We start from the raw sequence: 24,876 nt of genomic DNA on the forward strand, positions 1-24,876 counted from the left end.
TCTCCCTTTTTTCTTTATATATGAGGTGAAAAGAAATGATTGTAACAACAGCAGGACGAACAAATAGAGAAATGACAGTGTATGCAAAAGAAGTAGCAAAAGAATTACAATGCCCTTTTGCTATGCGAGATGAGCTTTCGGTGCATCAATTACATAAGCAGTTTGAAGATGATGTGCTTGTCGTAGGGAAGAATCGATTAGCTATTTATCCAAACGGAACGGATGAATCATTCTTTTTTCATCCTAATTCAGCTATGTTTCGTGTGAAAAGGTTGATGAGAGGAGAGCAGGATTCATTTGTACAGGCTGCTAAGTTAGAAAAAGGAATGACAGTGTTAGACTGCACGCTTGGTATGGCATCAGATAGTATTGTCGCAAGTTATATTGTTGGAAAAGAAGGTGCTGTAACTGGAATTGAAGGGAATCGCTACATGGCCTATATTATGGATAAAGGATTAAAACAATGGTGTTCGGGTATTCCAGAAATGGATGAAGCGATGCGCCAAATTATCGTGAAGGAAAGTGAACATTTTAATTTCTTAAAGCACTGTGAAGACAATCGCTATGATGTAGTATATTTAGATCCAATGTTTGAAGAAACCATTGTGGAATCAGATGGAATCCGCGGTCTGAAACATTTTGCGTTATATCATGATATTACAGATGAAACGATTCAAGAAGCGAAGCGTGTTGCAAAGAAACGAGTTGTTTTAAAAGATCATTTTCGTAGTGAAAGATTTGAACGACATCATTTTTTTGTATATAAGCGAAAAAGTGCAAAATTTCATTTTGGTGTTATTGAAACTTGCTAATTATTTGAAAAGATGTATAATAGGCAATAATCAATTATATAGGATGTCGTAGATGAAGAGAGTAGTCCTTCTTCAGAAGGGAAGCGAGCTAGGGATGGTGTGAGCCTAGTACGGAGAAGAGGATGAAGCGCACTTCGGAGACGCTGCTTGAAGCGAATAGTAGAGTAAGCCGGGGTTCCCTGTCCTCGTTATAAACGGGAAAGTGGTTCAAATTGAACAACAAGGGTGGTACCACGGGTGATAACTCGTCTCTTTTTTAGAGGCGAGTTTTTTGTGGTTTTAATAAAAGGAGGGGTAATGTATGGAATACAAAAAACAATTTGCAAAAGCACTAGTAAACAGTTTACATGCCGGATTGTCATTAGAAGAAATTATGGCTTTAATCGAAACGCCAAAGCAAGATGAATTTGGGGATGCAGCATTTCCATGTTTTACGCTCGCAAAACAATATAAAAAAGCACCAGCACAAATTGCTAAGGAAATTGCTTCAGAATTAAAAGGGTCATTTTTCAAAAAAGTAGAGGCGGTGGGACCGTATGTAAATATATTTTATAATCGTTCTGTCGTAAGTAATCATATATTGAAAACCATTTTAGCTGAAAAAGAAAAATATGGGCAACATCATTTTGGACAGGAAAAGACAGTTGTAATTGATTATTCTTCTCCAAATATCGCAAAACCATTTTCTATGGGACATTTACGTTCAACAATGATTGGAAATGCTTTAAAACATATTGCTGAAAAATGTGGTTATGAAGTTGTCGGTATTAACTATATTGGTGATTGGGGAACGCAATTTGGAAAGCTTATTACCGCATATAAAAAGTGGGGAAATAAGGATCTTGTCAAAGAAGATCCAATTCGTGAATTATTTCAGTTATACGTTCAATTTCATGAGGAAGTAAAAGAAAACCCAGAGTTAGAAGAGGAGGGACGTATTTGGTTTAAAAAGTTAGAAGATAATGATGAAGAAGCAGTCTTTTTATGGAACTGGTTTCGCCATGAATCATTAAAAGAATTTTCTCGCATTTATGAACTTCTTGGAGTAGAATTTGAAAATTTTCAAGGAGAGGCTTTTTACAACGATAAGATGGATGAATTTGTTGAAATGCTAGAGGAGAAAGGGATATTAGAGGAATCAGATGGAGCGCAAGTTGTGAATTTAGATGAAGAGAATATGCCGCCATGTTTAATTAGAAAATCTGACGGGGCGACTCTTTATGCTACACGTGATTTAACAGCAGCTTTATATCGTCAAAATACATACGGATTTGATAAGGCGCTTTATGTAGTAGGGGCGGAACAAAGCTTACATTTCGCACAATTTTTTACCGTATTAAAACAATTAGGCTACACATGGGTTGAGGGGATGCAGCATGTGCCGTTTGGTCTTATTTTAAAAGACGGTAAGAAAATGTCTACACGTAAGGGGAAAGTAGTATTACTAGAAGAAGTACTAGAAGAAGCAATCGCACTTGCTCAGCAACATATTGAGGAGAAAAATCCAAGTTTAAAGCAGAAAGCAGAAGTTGCGAAACAAGTTGGTGTAGGGGCAATCATTTTCCATGATTTGAAAAACGAACGTATGCACAATATTGAATTTTCATTAGAGAAAATGTTGAAGTTCGAAGGGGAAACAGGTCCATATGTTCAATATACACATGCACGTGCTTGCTCGATTTTAAGAAAAGAACATGTAGAATTTGAAACAGCAACATTTGCATTAAATGACGATTACAGTTGGAACACATTGAAATTATTAAATCAATTCCCACAAGTGATTGAAACAGCTTTCACAAAAAATGAACCCTCTCATATTACAAAGTATATATTAGATGTAGCACAGGCGTTTAATAAATACTATGGAAATGTACGTATTTTAGAAGATGATCATGAGAAAGAAAGCAGACTTGCACTTGTGTATGCGGTAACGATTGTATTAAAAGAGGGCTTGCGTTTACTTGGAATTGGTGCGCCAGAAGAGATGTGAAAGGAGATAAGGGGTTCAGATAAAATATATAGAATGAGGATATAAATGAATAGGAGAAGAAGTTGCGAATTCAGTTGCATTCAGCTAGTTAAATCGCATAATGAGTGGAAGGTTCCATATTTATTGTTGCTTCTTTAGAATAGGGTAAAATGTAAGAAAGGTTGAAACCATAGTCAAATTCGTGTATTTTGGCTATGGTTTTTTGCGTTAATATTTGATTGGGCAGATTCATTGAGTCTTTAGTTTCTTATTTCACGAAAAAATATTGAGAAAATATTACTTTTTCTTTTTATAATATCATTATAAAGGTAATGGAATTACTTTTATAGAATTACTCGTACATTCTGATTTTATTAGGGAGAGTGATTCTATTGATGAATAAGAAAGTGATAGCGCTCGCGGCGGTTATACCTCTTGTGTTAGGGACGGTATCTACAGCTTCGGCAGTGGAGAAAGAACAAGTAAGCCTAGAAAAGTATTCCCCTAAAGAAAAGGCAATAGAATATTTGAAAGAAAATGCAGCGCATTATGCGTTGAAGGAAGATCTATCAGATTTACGATATATTTCAACAACTGAAACGCCAGTAGCCTCATATGTGAGATTTCAACAAGTCGTAAATGATGCTCCTGTATTTTCACGACAAATAACGGTGACAATAAATAGGACAGGACAAAGTGTATTAGTAGTTTCTGATTACCAGCCTGTTCAAAGGGTGAAAGAAATAAAGAAAAAGATGAGTGAGCAAGAAGCTGAACAAAAGTCAAAATCATATGTATCTGGTGCTGAAAATGAAAGTAATTTATGGGCACCAACGACGAAAGAATTTGGATATATCATTGAAGAGGGAGTTGCTATACCGGTATATAAAGTTGTTGTCCATTCTAATAAACCATTTGGTGCTTGGGAAACATTGATTGATGCTGGAAGTGGAAAGCTATTAAAAAAGGTGGATATAAACCGTAAAGTAGAGGGAACGGGTAAAGTATTTTTGCCAAATCCAGTCGTATCAAATGGTAGCTTAACAGGCTTGAAAGATAACAATGATAAAGATTCAGTAGAATTAAATAATCAATTGAAAACGGTTATTTTAAAAGGTTTAGATGGAACGGGTTTTTTAATTGGTGATTATGTAACAATTTCTTCTAAGGCAAAAACAAAATCTACAAATTTTCAATTCAATTACACACGTTCTCATGATAGTTTTGAAGATGTCATGGCATATTATCATATTGATACTTTGCAACGTTATATTCAAGGGTTGGGCTTTCAAAATATTAACAATCGCTCCATTAAAGTGAATGTAAATGGAACAACGGCTGATAACTCTTTTTATTCTCCCTCAACGAAAGCTTTAACATTTGGAACAGGTGGAGTAGATGATGCAGAGGATGCCGGAATTATTGCACATGAATATGGACACTCTATCCAAGATAATCAAGTTCCAGGGTTCGGAAGTTCCTTAGAAGGCGGAGCAATGGGGGAAGGGTTTGGTGATTTCTTAGGTGCGACGTATGAAGATGCTGTATCGACGACAGAATATGGGAAAGCTTGTGTTGGAGAATGGGATGCAACAGCTTATTCGAGCTCTGATCCAACATGTCTTCGTCGGTTAGATAATAATAAAGTATATCCAAAAGATATGCAAAATGAAGTACATGCAGACGGAGAAATTTGGGCGCAAGGAGAGTATGAAATGGCGCAAGCCTTTGGGCGTGATGTAGCGACAAAAATCATTTTACAATCCCATTGGTCTTTGACACCAAATGCGACATTTCATGATGGAGCACGAGCAATTAAACAAGCGGATGCGCTTCTTTATGGGGGACAACATGCTGCAGAAATTGATCGAATTTGGACAGCAAGAGGAATTCGTACAAATTAAGAATAAAAAAGAGTGGTAATCTAGTTCCATTTCTGCCTTTTTTATGAAGAGATATGAAGTATTGTTAGGAAAGAGCGATATAAAAGATTTTAGAAGTAGATGGAACTTTACGTACAGCGTGCATATTTGAAAACATTTTTTTCGACAAAAAATATATAAATCTTATTGACAGTTTGAAATATAATCGATATAATTTGTATTAATTTAAAAAAAGAAATTATATTCAGAATATTGAAGTGCGTTGAATAGGAGTAGTAAGGTCAAGTATTTGTGCAGAGAGCTATGGGTTGGTGTGACATAGTCAAATAACATCCTGAACTCGCCTAGGAGCAATAAGGTGGAACGGAAATCTAATTCTTAGTAAATCTTAACGGTTAACCTTCGATAACAGGTTTGTAATCATACGATTGCTACTAAGGTGGATTCATAATGGAATCAAAAAGAGTGGTACCGCGTTAAGTAAATGGCTTAGCGTCTCTTGATAAAAAGAGATGTTAGGCCATTTTTTATTATAGAGAAGAAAATGGAGGTTGCTTTTAGATTGGTCAATGAAATTTGGTTATTAATATAAAGTGATTTGGGAGGGGAAAGAAGATGAAACAGACGGAGCAATGGACGTCAAAGTTAGGATTTATAATGGCAGCAGCAGGTTCTGCTATTGGGTTAGGAGCGATATGGAAGTTTCCTTATATAGCTGGAAAGAGCGGAGGGGGTGCATTCTTTTTAATTTTTATATTATTCACGGTATTGATTGGGCTCCCTTTATTAGTAGCGGAATTTATGATTGGTCGTAGTACGCAAAAACAGGCAATTGGTGCATTTCAAAGCATTGCACCAAACACGGGATGGCACTGGATTGGTCGCCTTGGTGTTGGTACTTGTTTTATTCTACTTTCTTTTTACAGTGTTGTTGGTGGGTGGGTATTAATCTATTTATTTAGAGGGGTGACGGGACAACTTATTACTTCGCAACAAAATTATAGTTCGCTATTTACAGAAACAATTGGGAACCCTGCTTGGGCCATTGCTGGTCATTTTGTTTTTATGTTTATTACGATTTGGGTTGTATCAAAAGGGGTACAAAATGGGATTGAAAAAGCAAGTAAGTATATGTTACCAGCGCTTTTTATTTTATTTATTGCTTTAATTATTCGATCTTTAACACTTGATGATGCAATGAAAGGAGTTACATTCTTTCTACAGCCTGATTTTTCAAAAGTTACATCCGAAAGTATTTTGTTTGCGATGGGACAATCATTTTTTGCGATTAGTATTGGTATTTCTATTATGATTACGTATAGCTCCTATTTAAATAAAAAAGAAAGCTTGCCAAAATCGGCGATAACAATTGTTGGGTTAAACTTATTTGTTTCTCTTTTTGCTGGGCTTGCTATTTTTCCTGCTGTATTTTCACTAGGAATGGAACCAGCTGAAGGACCAGGGTTACTATTTATCGTATTGCCATCTGTGTTTAGTCAAATTCCATTTGGAAGTTTTTTCTTAACAGTATTTCTTGCATTATTTACATTTGCAACGTTAACTTCGGCGTTCTCTTTACTAGAAACAGTTGTTTCAGCTGTAGCGAATGGTAAGCAAGAAAAAAGAAAGAAATTATCTTGGATGATTGGAGGGGCTATTTTCCTAGTCGGTATACCGTCAGCACTGTCGTTTGGAGTATGGAGCGATATCACAATTGGTAATAAGAATATTTTTGATGCAGTAGATTTTTTATCTAGTAACATTTTAATGCCGCTAGGTGCATTATTAATTAGTATTTTTGTATCATTTAAAATGGAGAAAAAGGTGCTGGAAGCCGAGTTCTTTGTTGGTGGGAATTATACGAAAGGATTATTTACTTGTTGGATATTTTTACTTCGATTTGTTGCACCAGTTGCAATTGTCATTGTCTTTTTGAATGTAATTGGAATTATTTAACTTGGTGTGTTTAAAAATTCAGTTAATAATGCGATTTAATGCTTTCTCTAAATGTAAAAAGGGGGAATGCAAGGTGAAACATAAACATCCTTTCTTTCCAAAAGGGAAGCAAATGAATATTAGAGGGAAATTATTATATGTTGAAATATACGGTTCTTCTGAGAATAGGCCCATTTTATATTTACATGGAGGGCCTGGAGAGATGTGTTTTGATTTTACGTATCATCAAGCGCATAGACTACAAGATTCGTTTCAACTGATTGCGATTGATCAACGCGGGGCAGGACGTTCAGCGAAAATTGAAAAACAAGAACAATTTGGCTTACAAGATATCATTGAGGATTGTGAAGAATTGAGGGAAATGTTGCAGATTGAGAAATGGTCTGTTATTGGACATTCATTTGGCGGCTTTCTAGCATTGTTATACGCAACGTTATACCCGCAATCTATTCAAAAAATTATTTTTGAAGGACCTACTTTTGATTTTTCTTTAACAAGTAGAGCTTTATTAAAAAAGACGGGTGCTCTGTTAATCAAGTACGGCAAGGAAAAGATAGGGAAAGAATGTATAGCTATTTCGGAAAGTGATATAAATTCAGCTGAATTATTAGAAGCGTATGTAAAGTTAAGCAATGAATTAGGAGAGAAAAGAATGGAAATATATGATTATGGGGAGGATGAAACAGACTATAGTCTGTATAGTGAAGTAGAATGGGAGCAGTTTTATAAGCGCTCTGAGATTCATTTTGCCAGATTGAAAGAAGAAGGTGCATTTCATACATCATTGCTATCAAAATTAAAAACTGTAAAAAATCCTATGTTACTTATGGTAGGAAAGTATGATGTAGTAACTTGTGAAAAGCAAGTGCAAGCATTTCATCAGAATGCACAAAATGGACAAGTCATTGTTTTGGAAGAATGTGGTCATACACCGCATTATGAAAAGGCAGATTTATTTGCGGCGGCTGTTACTAACTTTTTAAAGTAAGAAACGGTGCTTCTTATATTTGGAAGCACCTTTTTGTGTGTGCTCAGCATGCGTCTATTCTCTAGGGTTCTGGTGCAAAAACTTTAAAATATCTGGAAGTAATCTCCCAAACTTTTACATACTGATACTAGTATTCTAAAAAAAAAGACGTGATGATCAGTATGGAAAAGTAAAATCTATTCAAGTGGAAACGATATCAACCTGATATTATCTTATTAATGGTAAGATGGTATCTACGGTACAACTTAAGTTTTCGTAGTTAAGAAGATTACTTCTAAAAACAAAAAGAAGAAGACCATCCGTAAGCCGCCTTTCGAGTACTAATATTTACTTCAATCTGTCACGAATTGTTTTTTAAAGCGCATTGATATTATAATCTGGGCTATTGCGAACAGTGTGCTTCTTAGTTCCGATTTCTAGGTAAAGGATACCTGTATTCATAGGAGATACGCCGAATGGATTTTGAATGATATCAAAGTCTACACTTTTAATACCCTTGTATTTGGTATGTATTACTTGATTGCGAGATACTATCACCCAGAGCATGGTATATTTATTTCAGTAGACTTCTGATCTGGGTGATGAGGATAATCCAGTCACACAAAATGGTTATACGTATACAGAAACTAATCCAGTAATGAATGTAGATCCGGATACCATGGTGGCTTGTTGCAGTTGGTTTCGGTAAGTATTTATATAAAAATTGAAATAAGGGATATACATGGAAAGGTGCCCTAAAAGCAACCGCAATAGGAGTTGGAAAAGGGTTAGCGTGGGCAGGACTCGGGTGAACATTAGGTTTTATATCTAAAAAACTATAGACAAGCTCGATTTTCATCGAGTTTGTCTACAGTCTGAGAGCAATTAAGAAAATGAATCTTTTTTAGTATATCAGTTGCTAATAAAAATTCTGATTTTCTCAATATTATCACAAATTATATTTAAGAATATTGAGAAAATTCAGTTAAGTGTTGCGGTTTAATAATCTGAATAGTATACTCAATTGTGCAAGGATAACTTGTACTACATAATGAAGGTGGTGGGAATAATGAAAAAGATGAACATTAAAAAAGTAGCTGTAATCAAATCTGTAACTTTACCACGATAATTTTGCAAGCAAGATGAGGGTGTCCCGGAAGTTATGGGACACCCTTTTTGGATACTATATATACGTGAGCGGTATTATAAATAAACTTATATATGGTATTTTGTTTGGTGGAAAGTATCCTTTTGGAACAACTTCATTTTGTTTAATAATAATTTGAAATACTATATTAATAAAAGGAGGAATAAAAATGTTACAAAATACTAGTAAACCTAGAATCAAATTGATTCATCAAGTTCTTTATTTAAATGGTCGTGTACGGATTGGTGGTGGCTCTCAACATGCTATTGAAATTGAAGATCCCAATCAATATTTTAAACCATTAATTAAATTGTTAAATGGAAGTTATACAATAGAAGAAATTTCTCATCAGTTGAGTGAAACTTTTTCATATGAAGAAATTATAGATAGTATCAATCTTCTTGCAGAAAATGGTTACATAGAAGATATGAATATATCTCCAAATGAATCTCTTTCTGAAAATGATTTAGAACGATATTCAGTTAATATTAATTTTTTTAATACTCTATCTCATTCGAAAGGAATGAATGGGTATGACTATCAAGCAGTTTTAAAAGATAGCAAAGTTTTAGTTTTCGGCTTAGGCGGAATAGGTTCAAATATTTGTATGGCACTTACTGAATTGGGAGTGGGACATATTACAGCAGTTGATTTTGATCAAATCGCACTAAGTAATTTGAATAGACAAGTTTTATATTCTACATCTACTGTTGGAGAATTAAAAACAAAGATGGCAAAGAAACGTATTATGGATTTTAATCCAGATATTAAGTTTGATGTTATAGATTGTAAAGTTTCTTCATTAAATAATGTAGAGGACATAATTCATCAAGTAAATCCTGATTTTGTATTTTGTTTAGCTGATAAACCAAATGGTTATATTGACTTTTGGATAAATGAAGTTTGTGTAAAAAAAGAAATTCCAATGGTGGGAGCAAGTATTGGATGTTCAATTGGAACGGCTTATTCAGTCACACCTAATTGTTCTTGTTATCAATGTAGAATTAATCATGATCTTATAAATTCTCCAGAACTTGTAGAAGAATTAGAGTATATAAGAAACAATGAAGTAAATTCACCAAATGGAGCTCTAGGTCCTTCGTGTATGTTCTTTGCATATTATTTATCATATGAATATTTACGTTATACGCTAAAGTTGGGTTCATTGCTTACGGAAAATAAATTGTTTGAAATTAATTTCACTACATTTGAACAAAAATATCATGATATGCCTAAACTTTCTGATTGTTCGATATGTAATCTCAAACCATTAACGTTGAAATAGAAAAGGAGCAAACAAAAGTGAAAAATGATAGCAGCTTCACCAAATCTTTGTTTTTGAATCGCTCATTTATTGCAATATTTTTTAGTCAAGCTTGTGTTTACTTGGGAGATCAATTTTTAATTGTTGCATTAAGCTGGACAGTTGCACAAGAAATGGGCGGTTTTTCATTAGGATTAGTATTAGCGGCTTGGTCAATTCCGAGAGGAATTCTTCTATTTATTGGTGGAGTATTCGCTGATCGATATGAGCGTAAGAAAATGGGAATGATTATTGCTGGATCTGTAAGTTTAGTAGCTTTATTGATAGCATGCTTAATCATTAATGAATGGTTTTACTTACCTTTATGGATAGGGACAGCGATAATTTTAGGAACGCTAGATGCACTTAGGTTACCTCTTGGTGCTAGCCTAGTACCATTAGTTTTACCAAAAGCTGAAATTATAAATGCTAACCGTTGGATTCAGTTGTTAGAGTACGGTTCTTTAAGTGCAGGAGCTGCAATTGCTGGAATTGTTGTAGCTTCTGTAGGATCAATGGGAGCCTTCATCATTATAGGATGCTTATTTATTGTAAGTATTATCTTCTTTTCACTTTTACCTACCCTTCCACCAAACAGAGAAACCCAGGAAAATATGGTACAAGATTTAAAAGAGGGATTTAAATGGGTTATTAGTGAAAGACGTTTAAGAGTATTACTACCAACATTTGCATTAGCTAATTTATTTGTATTAGGCATATACTCTGTAGGAATTGTACTTTTTGCTAAAAATATTGCAGGAAATGGAGCGCAAAATTTAGGATTTATGTCTAGTAGTTTCGGTATAGGGTTAGTAGTAGGAATTTTAATATTACCAGTAGTTCCAAAGAAAGTAGCAAATTCTCTTGCGGGCTTATTCATGTTGTTCTTGTTAAGTGATATTTCTTTAGCTTTAATTGGATTGGGTGGAAATCTGCTTGCAGCTTGTGGCTTTTACTTTCTAAGTGGATTATTTGCTGGTCCTGCATCAACATTATACAGAAGTTCTCTTCAACTCTTTACTCCAGATCACTTACTTGGTCGGGTGAATAGCATTGCTCGTGGAATTTCTTTTGGATTGGAGCCAGTTTCTACATCTATTATTGGAGCCTTATCTTCTATCTTATCTGCAGGAACACTTATTATTGTTGGTGGGTTCGCAGCAGCAACAGTGGATACTCTGGGAGTTTTAACTGGCAGATTAGTTGAAAAGAAAGATAATGCAAAAGAGGAGTTTTCCGAAACAATCAATTAAATAGGGGAGGAAAGGAGCAGACGGGAGTTTTTCCCGTCTAATTTATATTATGAATAGAGATGAAAAGCTTAAAGATATATCTGTTATGAAAGGATAGAGACAACCTAAAGTATTAAATCACTTTAAGGATAAAATTGTAGATGAATGGTATTGGTTAAGAGAGAAGGATAATCCTAATGTTATGTCAATTCTAAGAAGAGAAAATTATATTTTTCAAAGCTTTATAAAAGAGAATGGACTTTATAATGCAGTATATGAAAAGATTTCTAGTCATAATCAAAATCATAATTCAAATATTGGACTTCAGAAGAAGACGCATGTCATACATCATTGCTATCAAAATTAAAAACTGTAAAAAATCCTATGTTACTTATGGTAGGAAAGTATGATGTAGTAACTTGTGAAAAGCAAGTGCAAGCATTTCATCAGAATGTATAAAACGGAAAAGTCATTGTTTTGGAAGAATGTGGTCATACACCGCATTATGAAAAGGCAGATTTATTTGCGGCGGCTGTTACTTACTTTTTAAAGTAAGAAAAAGGTGCTTCCAAATATGAGAAGCACCTTTTTGTTTAATGCATGAATTCAATAATCCATAATATCCAATATGCTCCCGGTACGAATAAAAGCTGTGCTAACAATGTACCAAGCAGTCGAGAAATCATAAGCCAACCATACATTTTACTCATCATCTCTGCACCATTTTCTGATTGAAGGGCGCGTTCTGTTAAAAGAGCGATACGTGGGTCTAATAGTACGGTTAATAAAATAGTAGCAAATCCATTCACAAGGCCAGAAGCTGTACTAGCATTTGTTGCATACGTTGGATTTAAAAAAGATGCATATAAAGCAGACAGAACACCAGCTGTATAAATGGCGGTTGCAAACATATTAATGAGCATAATGCGTTTTGGAATTCCCCCAATACGCATACGGTGAATCATTTCAAATTTTGGAAAACGAACATACTTTTTTGTGTATTTTAGCTTTTGTATATTATTTGTTTTCATCATTCGTATAAATGAGCCATCCGCTTCGAAGTTTTGAATCACATATCCAAATAATTTCGTTAATGTTGGATATAAAATGATAGCAAGTAATGTCCCAAAAGAAGCGGATAATAGAACGAGGCGAATCACCTTTTCTAAATCAATTGAAGAATCAAGTTTAGCCTGATCTACAATTCCGCCTATTAAAAAAGCTTGCAGTAAGTTAGAAGTTCGAGAGATGAGCAAAACCATACCCACTACAGATAATGCAACAGCGATTTTCTTTAAACGAACACCAGCAAGTCGAATGCTGTATGAGCTTGTTTCAACTGCATGAATAATAATTGTAAAAATGATTATAAAAATGAGCGTAATTGACATCTATTTCACCATTTTTTCTGTTAAATTAATACCATCATATAGGAATGTCTATACTTTAAAAGTAAGGATAGATGATGGCTCAGTATTTAAAAAGTGAGAGGAAGAGAACTTTTATTTTATCATATAACATATTTGTAGTGTTTGTATATTTCCTATATATAAAATAGTATAAAAGATGTCGAAGAATTGCAGGTGCTATGTATAAAGGGAAATATATGATGCAAATTCGTTTAAAGGGATTTTTCTATATAGAATCGAATACTAATTAGTATATTTTTCTATTAGGAACATTTTGTAGCAAAGTAGGAAGGGAGTGTGATTTAATAAAAATTCATTAATAAAAGATTGAATTTTCAGTTAAATATAAAGGTATAGTAGGAGTTAGTTATTTTAATTATGTTTGTTCTTTATCCTGGTTATTCTGTTAGGTCATTTGCACTGATTTTCGCCTTATTTGCTATCTTTTCCGCAATAACATTTTATCCTTTAACAAGAATCTACTAATATATAAATCAAGATTGTTTAGTAAGAGGAAATATAGGGTTCGAAAAATTTCACATCATAAATGATGAATCAATGAAAAAGAGGTGAGACATTTGCAAGAAGTAGCGGAATTTCGGATGCCAAAGATTGTTTTATACGGAAGAAATTCGCTTGAAAAATTAGGGGGACAAGCTAGTAAATTAGGAAGGAAGGCTTTTATTATTAGCGATTTTATTATGGGAAAACTCGGCTATATAGATGTATGTATAGAGCAGCTAAAAGCAAATAAGATAGAAGTCGTTACGTATAATAATGTAAATGCTGAACCGACAAATGTGCATGTGTCAGAAGCATTAAGGATTTGTAGAGAGGAAAAATGTGACGTTATTATTGGGCTTGGCGGCGGGAGTTGTATTGATGCAGCAAAAGCTGTAGCTGTTTTAGCCACAAATGGAGGTAAGATTGAAGATTACGTACAAAATTATGTAAGTATAAAACGTGAATCGTTGCCACTTATTGCGATTCCAACAACATCTGGCACTGGTTCTGAAGTAACAAGTGTTACTGTTATTACAAATAAAAAAACAGATGTGAAGATGATGATTAAGCATCCAAACTTTATACCACAAGTAGCGATTATTGATCCGGAATTAACACGCTCTGTACCATCTCATATTACGGCAGCAACAGGAATAGATGCGTTATGTCATGCAATGGAAGCTTATATTTCTCGATTTTCACAACCGCTTACAGATGTGCTTGCACTTTCAGCGATGAAAAGTATTATGAAATATTTGCGCATTGTTTATGAAGATGGCAATCATATGGAAGCTAGAGAAGCGATGATGATTGCATCATTACAAGCTGGGATTGCCTTTTCAAATGCTTCAGTTACATTAGTTCATGGAATGTCCCGTCCGCTTGGAGCATTGTTTCATGTGCCTCATGGGATATCGAATGCAATGTTATTACCGGCTGTTTTAGATTTCACAAAAGTTTGTGCTATTAAGCGTTTTGCAGACATCGGGCGACATATAAATGCAGAGTTACGTTCGTATTCTGATGAAGAAGCTGCAAATCATATCATTTTGGAAATAAAGAAACTTTGCTTTGATCTTCATATTCCTAATTTAAGAGGGTATGGGATTGATCAAGCTGAATTTATGAATGCCCTTTCAAAAATGGCAAAAGATGCATTAGCTAGCGGAAGTCCGAGTAATCACCCACGTATTCCATCCTACGATGAAGTGAAGAAATTATATCAAATCTCTTTTGATTACCAATATGACCCACTGGTTAGTAGTTCTTGAAAAATCTGAAAATTTTTAAAATATTTCCGTGGAAATGAAAAAGGAGGGAGAAGATGGAATTAGTTATTATTTTATTAGCACTCGGTATGCTTATGTTTGTTGCTTATCGTGGGTTTTCAGTTATATTATTTGCACCAATTTGTGCATTATTTGCCGTATTATTAACCGAACCGAGCCATGTACTTCCTTTTTTCTCTAATGTTTTTATGGAGAAAATGGTTGGCTTTATTAAGTTATATTTTCCAGTTTTTTTGCTTGGAGCAATTTTTGGAAAAGTAGTAGAAATGTCTGGTATTGCTGAATCTATTGCAAAGACAATTATTCAATTTGTTGGTGTGAAACGTTCCATGCTTGCCATTGTTCTTATGGGAGCAATCTTGACATATAGTGGGGTTAGCGTATTTGTAGTTGCATTTGCAGTCTATCCATTTGCAGCGAATTTATTTCGTGAAGCAAACATACCAAAACGATTAATACCAGGAACAATTGCTCTTGGAGCTATTACGTTTACAATGGATGCTCTTCCAGGAACACCACAAATTCAAAATGTGATTCCAACTACATTTTTTAAAACAGATATTTATGCTGCACCCGTTCTTGGGACAATCGGAGCAATTTTTGTTTTTGTGGTCGGTATGCTTTACTTGGAAAGACGGCGCAAACAAGCTGCTAAAAATGGAGAAGGATATGATGGATTGGGAGATGGAGCTCCAGAAATGGCAGCTAGTTTAGAACCTAAACAAAATATAAAAACAGCCATTCAAGTTTCTGAAATTACGCCTCTTCGACAAGTGCTTGCATTTGTTCCACTTATATTAGTAGGAGTCATGAATAAATTTTTTACAGCATGGATCCCGATATGGTATCCAAAAGGTTTTGATTTTACAATGATAGGATTAAAAGATTTTGGTAAAGTAGAACTTTCGGCTGTATTAGGAGTCTGGTCTGTGGAATTAGCTTTATTAATTGGAATTGTTACAACGATTATTTTAAATTGGAAACGTTTAGTTACAGGATTCCAAGCTGGTTTAAACGCAAGTATTGGCGGTGCATTACTTGCAGCTATGAACACAGGTGCCGAATACGGATTTGGCGGCGTGATTGCAGCTCTTCCAGGGTTTGGAATGATTAGGGATGGAATTTCGACAACATTTACGAATCCACTTGTGAATGGAGCTGTTACGACAAATGTTCTTGCTGGAATTACTGGATCAGCATCAGGGGGAATGGGAATTGCATTAAGTGCGATGGCAGAAAAGTACATGGCAGCAGCTGAGCAATATCATATTCCTTTTGAAGTTATGCATAGAGTCATCTCAATGGCAGCAGGAGGTATGGATACATTACCTCATAATGGAGCAGTTATTACATTATTGGCAGTAACGGGATTGACGCATAAACAATCTTATCGCGATATTTTTGCTATCACGATTATTAAAACATTAGCTGTTTTTGTAGTGATTGGTATTTATCGTTTAACTGGAATTGTATAAATAAAAAGGATTTATTTATTATTCTTGAAATGTTATTTATTATATTAAAATTACACAATAAAAATAAAATATAATAATTTAAATGTGTGTAATAAAAATAGTCTCTCAAGAGGGGGGGAATGGAAATATAGTTTTATGTAATGGAAATTCGATAATAATGTTATGTAAACTATATAATTATATATATGGAAAACATTCAGAAAATACTTTATAATGTAAGGGGTTACAAAAAGGGGAGATATAAATGTTTTCACTTCGGCCTATCGCTTTTGTACAAAATGAAAGAAAGATGATAAAGGATGACGATTGGGGAAAAACAAAATCTACCATTATATTAACAGACTTCTTTTCTGAAGAAAGTATACAGGGGATTGAGAGTTTTTCACATATTGAGATTATCTTCTATTTTCATAAAGTAAAGGATGACCAAATTCAATATGCAGCAAGGCATCCACGTAATAATAAGAAGTATCCAAAAGTAGGTATTTTTGCACAACGCGGGAAAAATCGACCGAATCGATTAGGGACTACAATTGTCAAATTCGTAAGAAAAGAAGGAAAAATAGTAGTAGTTGAGGGCCTAGATGCGATTGATGGGACTCCTATATTGGATATAAAGCCTGTTATGCAGGAATTTATCCCGCATGAAAAAATCATTCAGCCTAAGTGGGCGACGGATATTATGAAAGAATATTGGAAAGGAAGCGGAGAAAAATGAAAATATATGAAGCGACAATTGCAGATTTAGACGGGGTAGCAGAACTCTTTAATAATTATCGTATGTTTTATGGACAAGAATCCAATGTGGAGGAAGCAAAATCTTTTTTACGAAATCGGATGAAAGGAAAAGAATCTGTCATTTTTGTCGCAGTTGAAAACGGAGAATATCTTGCCTTTACACAGTTATATCCTTCTTTTTCATCCATTTCAATGAAGCGACTATGGATTTTAAATGATTTATTTGTCCAAGCTCATAAACGCGGAGCAGGTATTGGCAAAAAACTATTAGATGAAGCGAGAAAATTCGCGTTAGAACATGGCGCAAAAGGTTTAAAATTACAGACAGAAATGAATAATTTCTCGGCGCAACGATTATATGCGGAAAATGGATATTTACGAGATAATCGTTATTTTCATTATGAATTAACATTTTAAAATTGTATATATAGTTAAGAAGCTCAGCGTACAAAAAATTGTAAGTTGAGCTTTATTTATTGAAATAAGTATATATTTATGATTGGTTGAGAATCCACGTTACAGCGTCTTCAAAATTGATCGCAATGTAATTTGGTGTAATATGTGCCCACTTCTCACGATATGTGTGCAAAGCATCATATCCAGCTCCAGTTTGTACTAAAATCGTTTTCGCGTGAACATTTGCACCTGCGACGATATCTGTCCAACGATCACCAATCACGATACATTTTGTTAAGTCTAAATTATGTTTTTTGGCTGCTTGTAGAAGCATGCCAGTACTTGGTTTACGGCATGTGCATCCATCATTATGTCTATGGGGACAAAGATAAATATCATCAAAACCAAATGCGGTGAGTTCTTGAATGAAATCTTCAGTAGTTGCTTTTCCTTCAGCGATGCCTGGTTGGTTTGTAAAAGAAAATAATTTAATATTTTGATTTTTAAGTGCGTGTAAACATTTTTGTGCAAATGGAAATAAAGTAAAAGCACCAGGGTAGCGTACTGTATGATCGCCACCAATTGTTCCATCACGATCGATAAAGATAGCTTGAATATGTTTCATCATGATTATTCCTTTCGAATCGTAATTTAAAAATGTTTCACAAAGCGATATCCATTTATCTCATATCCTAATTTTTTATAAAATGGATGAGCATTTGTTCTTTGAGTACCACTGACAAGCCAGGTTCCAATACAGTTATGCTCTTTGGCTAATTGCTCAGCATACGCCATTAAAATTTGTCCGATTCCTTTTCTTCGTGATGTGGAATCAACACTAATAATGGAAATTTCTCCATAGCGTGTGACATCCTCCAAATTCTCTCGTATGCGAAACCCGAAGAAACCGTGTATTTTATCATCTTCTTCATACACATATAGGAAATCAAATGGACTGAACTTAACAAATTCTAATCTAGTTTGCATATCTTTGTGAGAAATAGTTGAGCCTTTTAGCTCTTTTGTTAGTGAACATAGTGATGGAATATCATTTATGTTTGCTTCTCGAATTTGAAATGCCATACAATCAACTCCTTGATTTATAACTATAAACTCCATATATTCTATTAAATAATGATTTTTCCTTCTTGTAGAACAATAATGATTAAAATAGATGTATAAAGTGATGTTTTAATAGAGAATGTGTTATGATTTTCTTAAGTTTATTGAAGTGAGAAAGAAGGGGAAATATTTGTTACAAGTTAATATTCGTTCAGCTGGATATGAAACAGATGAAAAAATAATCCGTAATATAGCTTTTTCGATGAAACAAGGTGAGTTAGTTGCACTGATTGGTGCAAATGGAGCTGGGAAAAGTACAACGATAAAATCGATTCTAGGTTTGCTTACCAATATGGAGGGTGAAATATCATTTGGAAAAAAGAATAATCCATATGCATATGTACCAGAACAGCCAACCTATTATGATTATTTAACACTTTGGGAACATATTGAACTATTAATGGCTGCACGTGGCTGTGAAGTCGGAAGCTGGGAAGAGAAGGCAAACGAATTACTACATACGTTTCGGATGGAAGAACGCAAGCATGAATATTTATCTAAGTTTTCAAAGGGGATGAAGCAAAAATCAATGCTTATTCTTGCGTTTTTAACAGAGCCAGACTTTTATATCATTGATGAACCGTTTATCGGTTTAGATCCAGTCGCAACAAAAGAGTTTTTAAACTTTTTATATAAAGAAAAAGAGCGCGGCGTTGGAATTTTACTCTGTACACACGTACTAGATACAGCAGAAAGAATTTGTGAAAGATTTCTTCTTATTTCACAAGGTACTTTAGTAGCAGATGGTCATTTAGAAGCAATTCAAGCATTAGCAGAAATGCCAGGAAGTCCACTATTAGATTGTTTTGATGCGATTGTAAGGCGGGAACAACATGATAAAAGAACAATTTAAGAAACGATTATATAGCGAATTGCATAGAAAATGGAAATCGATACGCTCTGTGACAGATTGGACAGTTGCATTATATTTAATTATTCCAGCATTTATATTTTGTGGAATCTATTATCGGTCGCTATGGACAAGAGAAATAGCAATGGAAGAGACTACTTATTTTCTGCTTGGTGTATTTATGTTTTATTGCATTATCTATTCGAGAGGAGTACGATCGTTTTTGGAACGGGCGGATTGTTTATTTTTTATTCAATATCCAGTACATATGCAAAAATTAATGCGATATGGCATGTTATATACGTTTGTTCGGATTAGTATAACAAATGTTATCTTAATCATATTTATGTTACCGCTATGTATGAAAAATATAGGAGCATCACCTTTACAAATTGTATTAGTATGGGGATTTTGTACTGTTTTTCGATTTATGTTGTCATTATTAGTACGGTATATAAATGTATGTATTGGGAAACGATGGGTCTTATGGATGGTTAGTAGTTTGCTATTTTTTATTTGTTTCATTTATCTTGGATGCGGCATATTTTTTATTTTAAAAAGCGCTGTTTATTCCATTATATTTATTATAGTACCAGTTTTGATTAGCGTAGCATGCATAAAACAAAAAGCGAATTATAAGAAGTACTTTTTTAAAGAAATTGAGAAAGAAAAGGAAGAAAGTATGCGCTGGACGAGGGGAATTATGCAAGTTGGCGGGCATGTGACAAATCCGAGCAGTTCGAGCAAAAAGCCGTGGTTGTTTCCTCGTTCTAAAAAATTTTTAGGAAAAGAATCTGATGCACGTATTGTAGAATCTTTTTTAAAAGAATTTTTTCGTACCGGAAGTTCTTTGAGGTTTTATGGGCAGATTGTTTTTATAAGTACAATTAGTATAATGAGAACACCGTGGTGGATTACAATCATCATTCTTATCTTTGCATTGTTTGCTATTTTGCATTACTCACATGATTATTGGCATGAGTTTACGAAGAAAATGTTTCTTCATTTATACTGTGAAGAGGGCAAAGTATTATTGCTAAAATGGAGAGCGACGCAGTATTTATTGCTTCCAGCAATTTTGATTTATGCAACAGTGGTTCTTGCTCAATTTTATCTATTACCAGCAATTGTTGTAGGAATTTTAATTGCCGTCATCGTAGGTTGGATTCTATTTTTGCCATAGAAAAAGAGCCGAAAACGGCTCTTTTAGTCTGTAATGGACTGATAGATAAAATATAGTAGAATGACAATACTAATGCCGGAGTATATGACGTCTAGAGTCATTACATCCCCTCCTAGTTGTTGTTATATATAGTGTATGAAATCTTACAATTCCATATTCAATTGAAGCTTATAGAGATGCCAATAAATTTATAAAGTGCAAAAATTAAAATCATTTTGTATAATGGAAGAAATAATCGTTATATAAATGGTAATGAGTAAAAGGGGAGGGAATGAAGATGCCAAATTGGGTTAGAAAAACGTTAGTCGTATTAATCACTGTATTTACATTTGGTTTAGTGACGCCTCCTTCCATTTTGCTTGACAATACAAAAGCAGCGGACAAGCCTACTAGGCAACAAAATTTGGAGCAAACGTCCTATACATATAAAGAAAATGATGAACGGCTAACACCAGAATCTTTTATTACTTATGCGATGAAAGAAGCTGAAAAACAATCTATGCAAAAGTTTGGTTCTAAAATTGGACCTGTAATTGAAGATGAGTTTAAAGAGATTATTTTACCTAAAATAGAGGAAGCGATTGCTAACCTTGCACACGATGTACCGGAAGAGTCATTGCAATCGTTAGCAATTTCACAAAAACCAGCTGGTGGAAATAACGAAAAGATTTTTCATGTGTATGATACGAAAACAGGAACTGACTTATTACGATTCCATGTAAGACGTGATCATCCACCGCAAGATGGATATTATTTCAACTTCCATTATCATCGTTTTGATGATGGGTATATAGCGCATCATGAGTTAGGGGATATTTATTGGAATACAAATATGCCGCCCAAATGGCTATCATAAGAAAGAGTGAGGGAAACCACCCTTGCTCTTTTTTGTGTTTACATATATGAAAATAACAGGGAAACATATAGTAGCGGCGAATACCTTTATCGTTAGACTGATTTAAGGAGAAAATAAGGGGGAGAGAAGGAGATGACACAGTTTGAACCCGGTATTCATCATATTGAATTTTGGGTAGCAAATTTAGAGGAGTCTATGCTGTTTTATAGTAAATTGTTCGCTATCATTGGGTGGCGACAGTTAAACAAATATGCATTTAGTACGGGACGTACTGAAATATATTTTAAGGAAGTAGATGAAAGGATTGTAAGGACATTAGGACCAAGACATATTTGTTATCAGGCTATTAGTAGGAACGTAGTTGATGAAGTGGCAAAATTTGTTAGAAGTGCAGAAGTAGTGGTAATTCGTGGACCGATTGAAATGAATCATTATGCAGAGGGATACTATACGATAGATTTTTATGATCCAAATGGATTTATAGTAGAGGTTGCTTATACACTTAATGTAGAAATATAAGATACGATTTTGATTATAAAATCATAGAGGGAAACAAGGATTCCCTCTATGATTTAGGTCATTCACGTTCTTTTTGTAAATGTAAGAGGCTCAGTACTTAACATTTGTGGTAAGTGTAATTGCAAAGTAGGAAACTCACCGTGTATATTGATGTCATAGGCGAATAATATATTCATTTTTGTTTGGAACAAGGTAACTGTAGTAACGAATATGTCGTAATGATAATGTTGCAGTTGCATTTCTATATCCATAAATTGTACATATAACGAGTCACCTTGTTTGTATACAGTTAACAGGCCATATGCAGGATGCTTAAATGTTCCAGTATAGTCATCTAATTTGTGAGAAGGTACCGTCCCTTTTACTTGCTCAGGCAGCGATTCAATTGGCTCTTTCATCATTTCTTTCATTTTTTCACTATCTTCTACTGCACGTTTATGCCAATCTATGTTTTCTAAACCGAGTAGTTTATCGTAAATATAGTTTGTAAGATAAATAGGAAGTAATGTATTTCCAGAGTTTGTTAATACGATCATTCCTATATTTTCGTTTGGCATAAAGGATATAAGCGACGTAAATCCATCAATATTGCCGCCATGGTGAATCAGTTTATAACCACGATAGGCGCTAATAAACCAACCAAGTCCATAGCCGTTCAATGGAGATTCAGGAGTGGATAAAATGGGGTGATCTGGAATTGGCGTGTGCGGTATATACATATCTTGTAAGTATTCATTAGAGAGTAATTGCTGTTCTCCGATTTTTCCATGATTTAAGTGAAGAAGCACCCAATTTGCCATATCTTCAATTGTAGAATTTATACATCCTGCGGCGCCTACCGTATCGATATTGCGGAACGGAATTTCTTTTATTTCGCCCTCATTTTCAATATAAGGTAATGCATAATTATCTGTATTTGGTAAGTCTGTGACAGAAAAGTTTGTTTGCTGCATATTGAGAGGTTCTAAAATATGTTCTGTAACGTATTGTTCCCATGACCGACTTGTGATTTTTTCCACAAGATAACTAATGGTTACATACATTAAATTGTTATATAAAAATGTCGTGCGAAATGGTGCATCAAGGGATAAATACTTTATTTGTTCCACGATATCTTGTCGAGTTACAGAAGAATTGTACCAAAGCGTATCATGACGATTTACTCCTGTTCGGTGAGAAGCTAAATCACGTCCTGTAACTTGAGATGTAGCAAAAACATCCGATAAAGAGAAGGTTGGGATGTAAGATTGAACAGGAGCGTCCCATGAAAATTTGTTTTGTTGCGCTAGTAAGCTTAATGAAAAGGTGCCAAATGCTTTCGTTGCGGAACCAATTGCGAAGCGTGTTTTCGGTGTAACAGCTTCTCCTTTTTCTACATTTCGATAACCAAATCCCTCCGAAATCATAACCTCGCCATCTTTTATTACTGCTATAGCAGCGCCGGGGACGTGTAAATCGTTCATCATCATTTTAACTTTCGTTTGTAAGTTTCCTATAACAGGGGTTTCAATTTTCGCCATCGCTTTAACCTCCAAATATATTTTTTCTTCCCATGCTAGTATTTCTATCATTGAGAGTGAAAGCCTTTTGGATGTGGAAAAATTAAGAAATTTTTAACGATCAATAAAGTTATTATTTAGAAAAATTCGATATTTAAACTAATTTAAAATATAAATATTTTGGGTGAGAACTTTGTAAATGTATGCATGATTGTTTTTAATATGATAAACTCCATATAGATATAGATGCGAAAGAGGGTTTTTCTTATATATGAAACATGCTGAATATGAATATTTAAATTTATGCCGCCATGTCATGGAGCATGGTACAAAGAAAGAAGATCGTACAGGAACAGGGACGGTATCTGTATTTGGATATCAAATGCGCTTTGATCTTAGTAAAGGGTTTCCCTTATTAACGACAAAGCGAGTGCCATTTCGTCTTGTTGCAAGTGAGTTACTTTGGTTTATGAAAGGTGATACCAATATTCGTTATTTATTGCAACATAATAATAATATTTGGAATGAATGGGCGTTTAAAAACTGGGTAGAAAGTGATGAATATAAAGGGCCGGACATGACGAATTTCGGACTGCGCTCACAAGAAGATGAAGCATTTAAAACACAATACGATGAGCAAATGGAAATCTTTAAAAAGAATGTATTAGAAGATGATGAATTTGCGCGGAAGTATGGTTATTTAGGAGATGTATATGGCAAGCAGTGGCGCGCTTGGAAAACGGCTGCAGGTGAAACGATTGATCAATTAAAAGATGTAATTGAAATGATTAAGAAAACACCGGATTCTCGCCGCTTAATTGTTTCGGCATGGAATCCTGAAGATGTACCAAATATGGCACTTCCTCCATGCCATACATTATTCCAATTTTATGTAGCAGATGGAAAGCTTTCTTGTCAATTATATCAACGAAGTGGAGATATTTTCTTAGGTATTCCATTTAATATTGCAAGCTATTCGCTGTTAACGCATTTAATTGCTCATGAGTGTGGCCTTGAAGTAGGAGAGTTTGTTCATACAATTGGCGATGCACATATTTACACAAATCATTTTGAACAAGTGAAGAAGCAATTAGCACGTGAACCACGTCCATTTCCAACATTAAAATTAAATTCAGATGTGAAATCTGTTTTTGATTTTGAAATGGGAGATTTAACAATAGAAGGATATGACCCGCATCCAGCAATTAAAGCACCAGTTGCAGTCTGATTGTAAGAGGAGATGAAAAGATGATTATTTCATTTATGGTTGCAATGGATGAAAATCGAGTAATTGGTAAAGATAATAAGTTGCCTTGGCATTTACCAAGCGAGTTACAATACGTGAAAAAAACAACAATGGGACACCCTCTCATTATGGGAAGAAAAAATTATGAAGCCATTGGAAGACCGCTTCCTGGAAGACGAAATATTATTGTTACACGCAATACGGATTATTACGTGGAAGGTTGTGAGATTGCTCATTCTGTGGAGGAAGTGTTTGAACTTTGTAAAAATGAAGAGGAAATCTTTGTTTTTGGTGGAGCGCAAATTTACGAGCTATTCTTACCGTATGTGGATAAGTTATATATAACGAAGATTCATCATGCCTTTGAAGGTGATACATTCTTTCCAGAAATCGATATGAAAGAGTGGAAAGAAGTGTTTGTAGAGAAAGGTGTAACGGACGAGAAGAACCCGTACACATATTACTATCATATATATGAAAAGAAACAATAATAAAAAGGATTGATGTGAATATGTTTATTT

Annotated in this window: 21 protein-coding genes, 4 pseudogenes and 2 other annotated features; of the genes and pseudogenes, 21 read left to right on the plus strand and 4 right to left on the minus strand. The window is 34.4% G+C overall.

Translation table 11 applies throughout. The annotated features are described in order from the left end of the window. Positions 1–35 precede the first annotated feature (35 nt). The 11 genes and pseudogenes from MR056_RS01910 to MR056_RS01950 all read left to right on the plus strand — a co-directional run. A complete protein-coding gene (locus MR056_RS01910) occupies positions 36–812 on the plus strand; it encodes a class I SAM-dependent methyltransferase (RefSeq protein ID WP_087098567.1) in 777 nt (258 codons plus the stop codon). Positions 813–852: 40 nt separating this feature from the next. Beyond that, positions 853–1,068: a binding site (T-box leader), on the plus strand. A 45-nt stretch (positions 1,069–1,113) separates the two neighbouring features. Then, positions 1,114–2,802, plus strand: coding sequence for an arginine--tRNA ligase (argS, locus tag MR056_RS01915; RefSeq protein ID WP_087094854.1), 1,689 nt, complete (start codon positions 1,114–1,116; stop codon positions 2,800–2,802). Between the two features lie 371 nt (positions 2,803–3,173). Beyond that, positions 3,174–4,685, plus strand: a complete 1,512-nt coding sequence (locus tag MR056_RS01920) for a M36 family metallopeptidase (RefSeq protein WP_087098569.1) — start codon at positions 3,174–3,176, stop codon at positions 4,683–4,685. A 232-nt stretch (positions 4,686–4,917) separates the two neighbouring features. Continuing rightward, positions 4,918–5,167, plus strand: a binding site (T-box leader). 112 nt (positions 5,168–5,279) lie between these two features. Continuing rightward, a complete protein-coding gene (locus MR056_RS01925) occupies positions 5,280–6,620 on the plus strand; it encodes a sodium-dependent transporter (RefSeq protein ID WP_087098571.1) in 1,341 nt (446 codons plus the stop codon). 112 nt (positions 6,621–6,732) lie between these two features. Further along, a complete protein-coding gene (locus MR056_RS01930; RefSeq protein WP_087094983.1) occupies positions 6,733–7,608 on the plus strand; it encodes an alpha/beta fold hydrolase in 876 nt (291 codons plus the stop codon). Positions 7,609–7,760: 152 nt separating this feature from the next. Then, a pseudogene (locus MR056_RS01935) lies at positions 7,761–7,865 on the plus strand (IS6 family transposase); the annotation flags it as partial. Between the two features lie 247 nt (positions 7,866–8,112). Continuing rightward, positions 8,113–8,263 (plus strand): annotated as a pseudogene (locus tag MR056_RS22345) (RHS repeat-associated core domain-containing protein); the annotation flags it as partial. A gap of 640 nt (positions 8,264–8,903) precedes the next feature. Further along, on the plus strand, positions 8,904–10,019 hold the full coding sequence (locus MR056_RS01940) for a HesA/MoeB/ThiF family protein (protein WP_012094109.1): 1,116 nt from the start codon (positions 8,904–8,906) through the stop codon (positions 10,017–10,019). Between the two features lie 17 nt (positions 10,020–10,036). Next, positions 10,037–11,290 (plus strand): MFS transporter, encoded by a 1,254-nt coding sequence (locus MR056_RS01945; protein WP_012094110.1) that lies wholly within the window; start codon positions 10,037–10,039, stop codon positions 11,288–11,290. A gap of 121 nt (positions 11,291–11,411) precedes the next feature. Beyond that, positions 11,412–11,636, plus strand: a pseudogene (locus MR056_RS22515) (hypothetical protein); the annotation flags it as partial. Continuing rightward, positions 11,600–11,824, plus strand: a pseudogene (locus MR056_RS01950) (alpha/beta fold hydrolase); the annotation flags it as partial. The pseudogenes MR056_RS22515 and MR056_RS01950, both read left to right, overlap by 37 nt. A gap of 38 nt (positions 11,825–11,862) precedes the next feature. Here MR056_RS01950 and MR056_RS01955 read toward each other — a convergent pair. Next, positions 11,863–12,660 (minus strand): lipid II flippase family protein, encoded by a 798-nt coding sequence (locus MR056_RS01955; RefSeq protein WP_012094112.1) that lies wholly within the window; start codon positions 12,658–12,660, stop codon positions 11,863–11,865. A 587-nt stretch (positions 12,661–13,247) separates the two neighbouring features. On the opposite strand from MR056_RS01955, the gene MR056_RS01960 reads away from it, so the two are divergent. The 4 genes from MR056_RS01960 (at position 13,248) to MR056_RS01975 (ending at position 17,101) form a co-directional block, all read left to right on the plus strand. After that, a complete protein-coding gene (locus tag MR056_RS01960) occupies positions 13,248–14,453 on the plus strand; it encodes an iron-containing alcohol dehydrogenase (RefSeq protein WP_041809664.1) in 1,206 nt (401 codons plus the stop codon). Between the two features lie 53 nt (positions 14,454–14,506). Then, a complete protein-coding gene (locus MR056_RS01965) occupies positions 14,507–15,946 on the plus strand; it encodes a GntP family permease (protein ID WP_087098573.1) in 1,440 nt (479 codons plus the stop codon). A 244-nt stretch (positions 15,947–16,190) separates the two neighbouring features. Continuing rightward, the gene (locus MR056_RS01970; protein WP_012094115.1) at positions 16,191–16,664 is read left to right on the plus strand and encodes an SAM-dependent methyltransferase; all 474 of its coding nucleotides are present in this window, start codon (positions 16,191–16,193) and stop codon (positions 16,662–16,664) included. Continuing rightward, entirely contained in the window at positions 16,661–17,101 is a 441-nt protein-coding gene (locus MR056_RS01975; RefSeq protein WP_012094116.1) for a GNAT family N-acetyltransferase, read from the plus strand. Before MR056_RS01970 ends, MR056_RS01975 begins: the two co-directional genes overlap by 4 nt. A gap of 76 nt (positions 17,102–17,177) precedes the next feature. Here MR056_RS01975 and MR056_RS01980 read toward each other — a convergent pair whose 3' ends face one another. Beyond that, a complete protein-coding gene (locus tag MR056_RS01980; RefSeq protein WP_087094857.1) occupies positions 17,178–17,705 on the minus strand; it encodes an HAD-IIIA family hydrolase in 528 nt (175 codons plus the stop codon). 26 nt (positions 17,706–17,731) lie between these two features. Then, on the minus strand, positions 17,732–18,163 hold the full coding sequence (locus tag MR056_RS01985; RefSeq protein ID WP_087098575.1) for a GNAT family N-acetyltransferase: 432 nt from the start codon (positions 18,161–18,163) through the stop codon (positions 17,732–17,734). 169 nt (positions 18,164–18,332) lie between these two features. Here MR056_RS01985 and MR056_RS01990 point away from each other — a divergent pair, with 169 nt between their 5' ends. The 4 genes from MR056_RS01990 (at position 18,333) to MR056_RS02005 (ending at position 21,610) form a co-directional block, all read left to right on the plus strand. Next, positions 18,333–19,055: an ABC transporter ATP-binding protein gene (locus MR056_RS01990; protein ID WP_087094858.1), complete on the plus strand. Its 723-nt coding sequence runs from the start codon at positions 18,333–18,335 to the stop codon at positions 19,053–19,055. Next, positions 19,036–20,235: an ABC transporter permease gene (locus tag MR056_RS01995; protein ID WP_087098577.1), complete on the plus strand. Its 1,200-nt coding sequence runs from the start codon at positions 19,036–19,038 to the stop codon at positions 20,233–20,235. Before MR056_RS01990 ends, MR056_RS01995 begins: the two co-directional genes overlap by 20 nt. Before the next feature lie 277 nt (positions 20,236–20,512). Then, positions 20,513–21,091 (plus strand): YpjP family protein, encoded by a 579-nt coding sequence (locus MR056_RS02000; protein WP_012094121.1) that lies wholly within the window; start codon positions 20,513–20,515, stop codon positions 21,089–21,091. Positions 21,092–21,223: 132 nt separating this feature from the next. Then, positions 21,224–21,610 carry a VOC family protein gene (locus MR056_RS02005; RefSeq protein WP_012094122.1) on the plus strand — a complete coding sequence of 129 codons (387 nt, stop codon included), beginning with the start codon at positions 21,224–21,226 and terminating at the stop codon, positions 21,608–21,610. Positions 21,611–21,672: 62 nt separating this feature from the next. Here MR056_RS02005 and MR056_RS02010 read toward each other — a convergent pair whose 3' ends face one another. Next, positions 21,673–23,130, minus strand: a complete 1,458-nt coding sequence (locus MR056_RS02010; RefSeq protein ID WP_087098579.1) for a serine hydrolase — start codon at positions 23,128–23,130, stop codon at positions 21,673–21,675. A 250-nt stretch (positions 23,131–23,380) separates the two neighbouring features. Here MR056_RS02010 and MR056_RS02015 point away from each other — a divergent pair, with 250 nt between their 5' ends. Together MR056_RS02015 and MR056_RS02020 are read left to right on the plus strand one after the other, a co-directional pair. Then, entirely contained in the window at positions 23,381–24,337 is a 957-nt protein-coding gene (locus tag MR056_RS02015) for a thymidylate synthase (protein WP_087094862.1), read from the plus strand. A 20-nt stretch (positions 24,338–24,357) separates the two neighbouring features. Beyond that, the gene (locus MR056_RS02020; protein WP_012094125.1) at positions 24,358–24,846 is read left to right on the plus strand and encodes a dihydrofolate reductase; all 489 of its coding nucleotides are present in this window, start codon (positions 24,358–24,360) and stop codon (positions 24,844–24,846) included. Positions 24,847–24,876 lie beyond the last annotated feature (30 nt).

Origin of the sequence: Bacillus cereus group sp. BfR-BA-01360 (assembly GCF_022663595.1) — a bacterium.
Taxonomy (GTDB): Bacteria; Bacillota; Bacilli; order Bacillales; family Bacillaceae_G; genus Bacillus_A; species Bacillus_A cytotoxicus.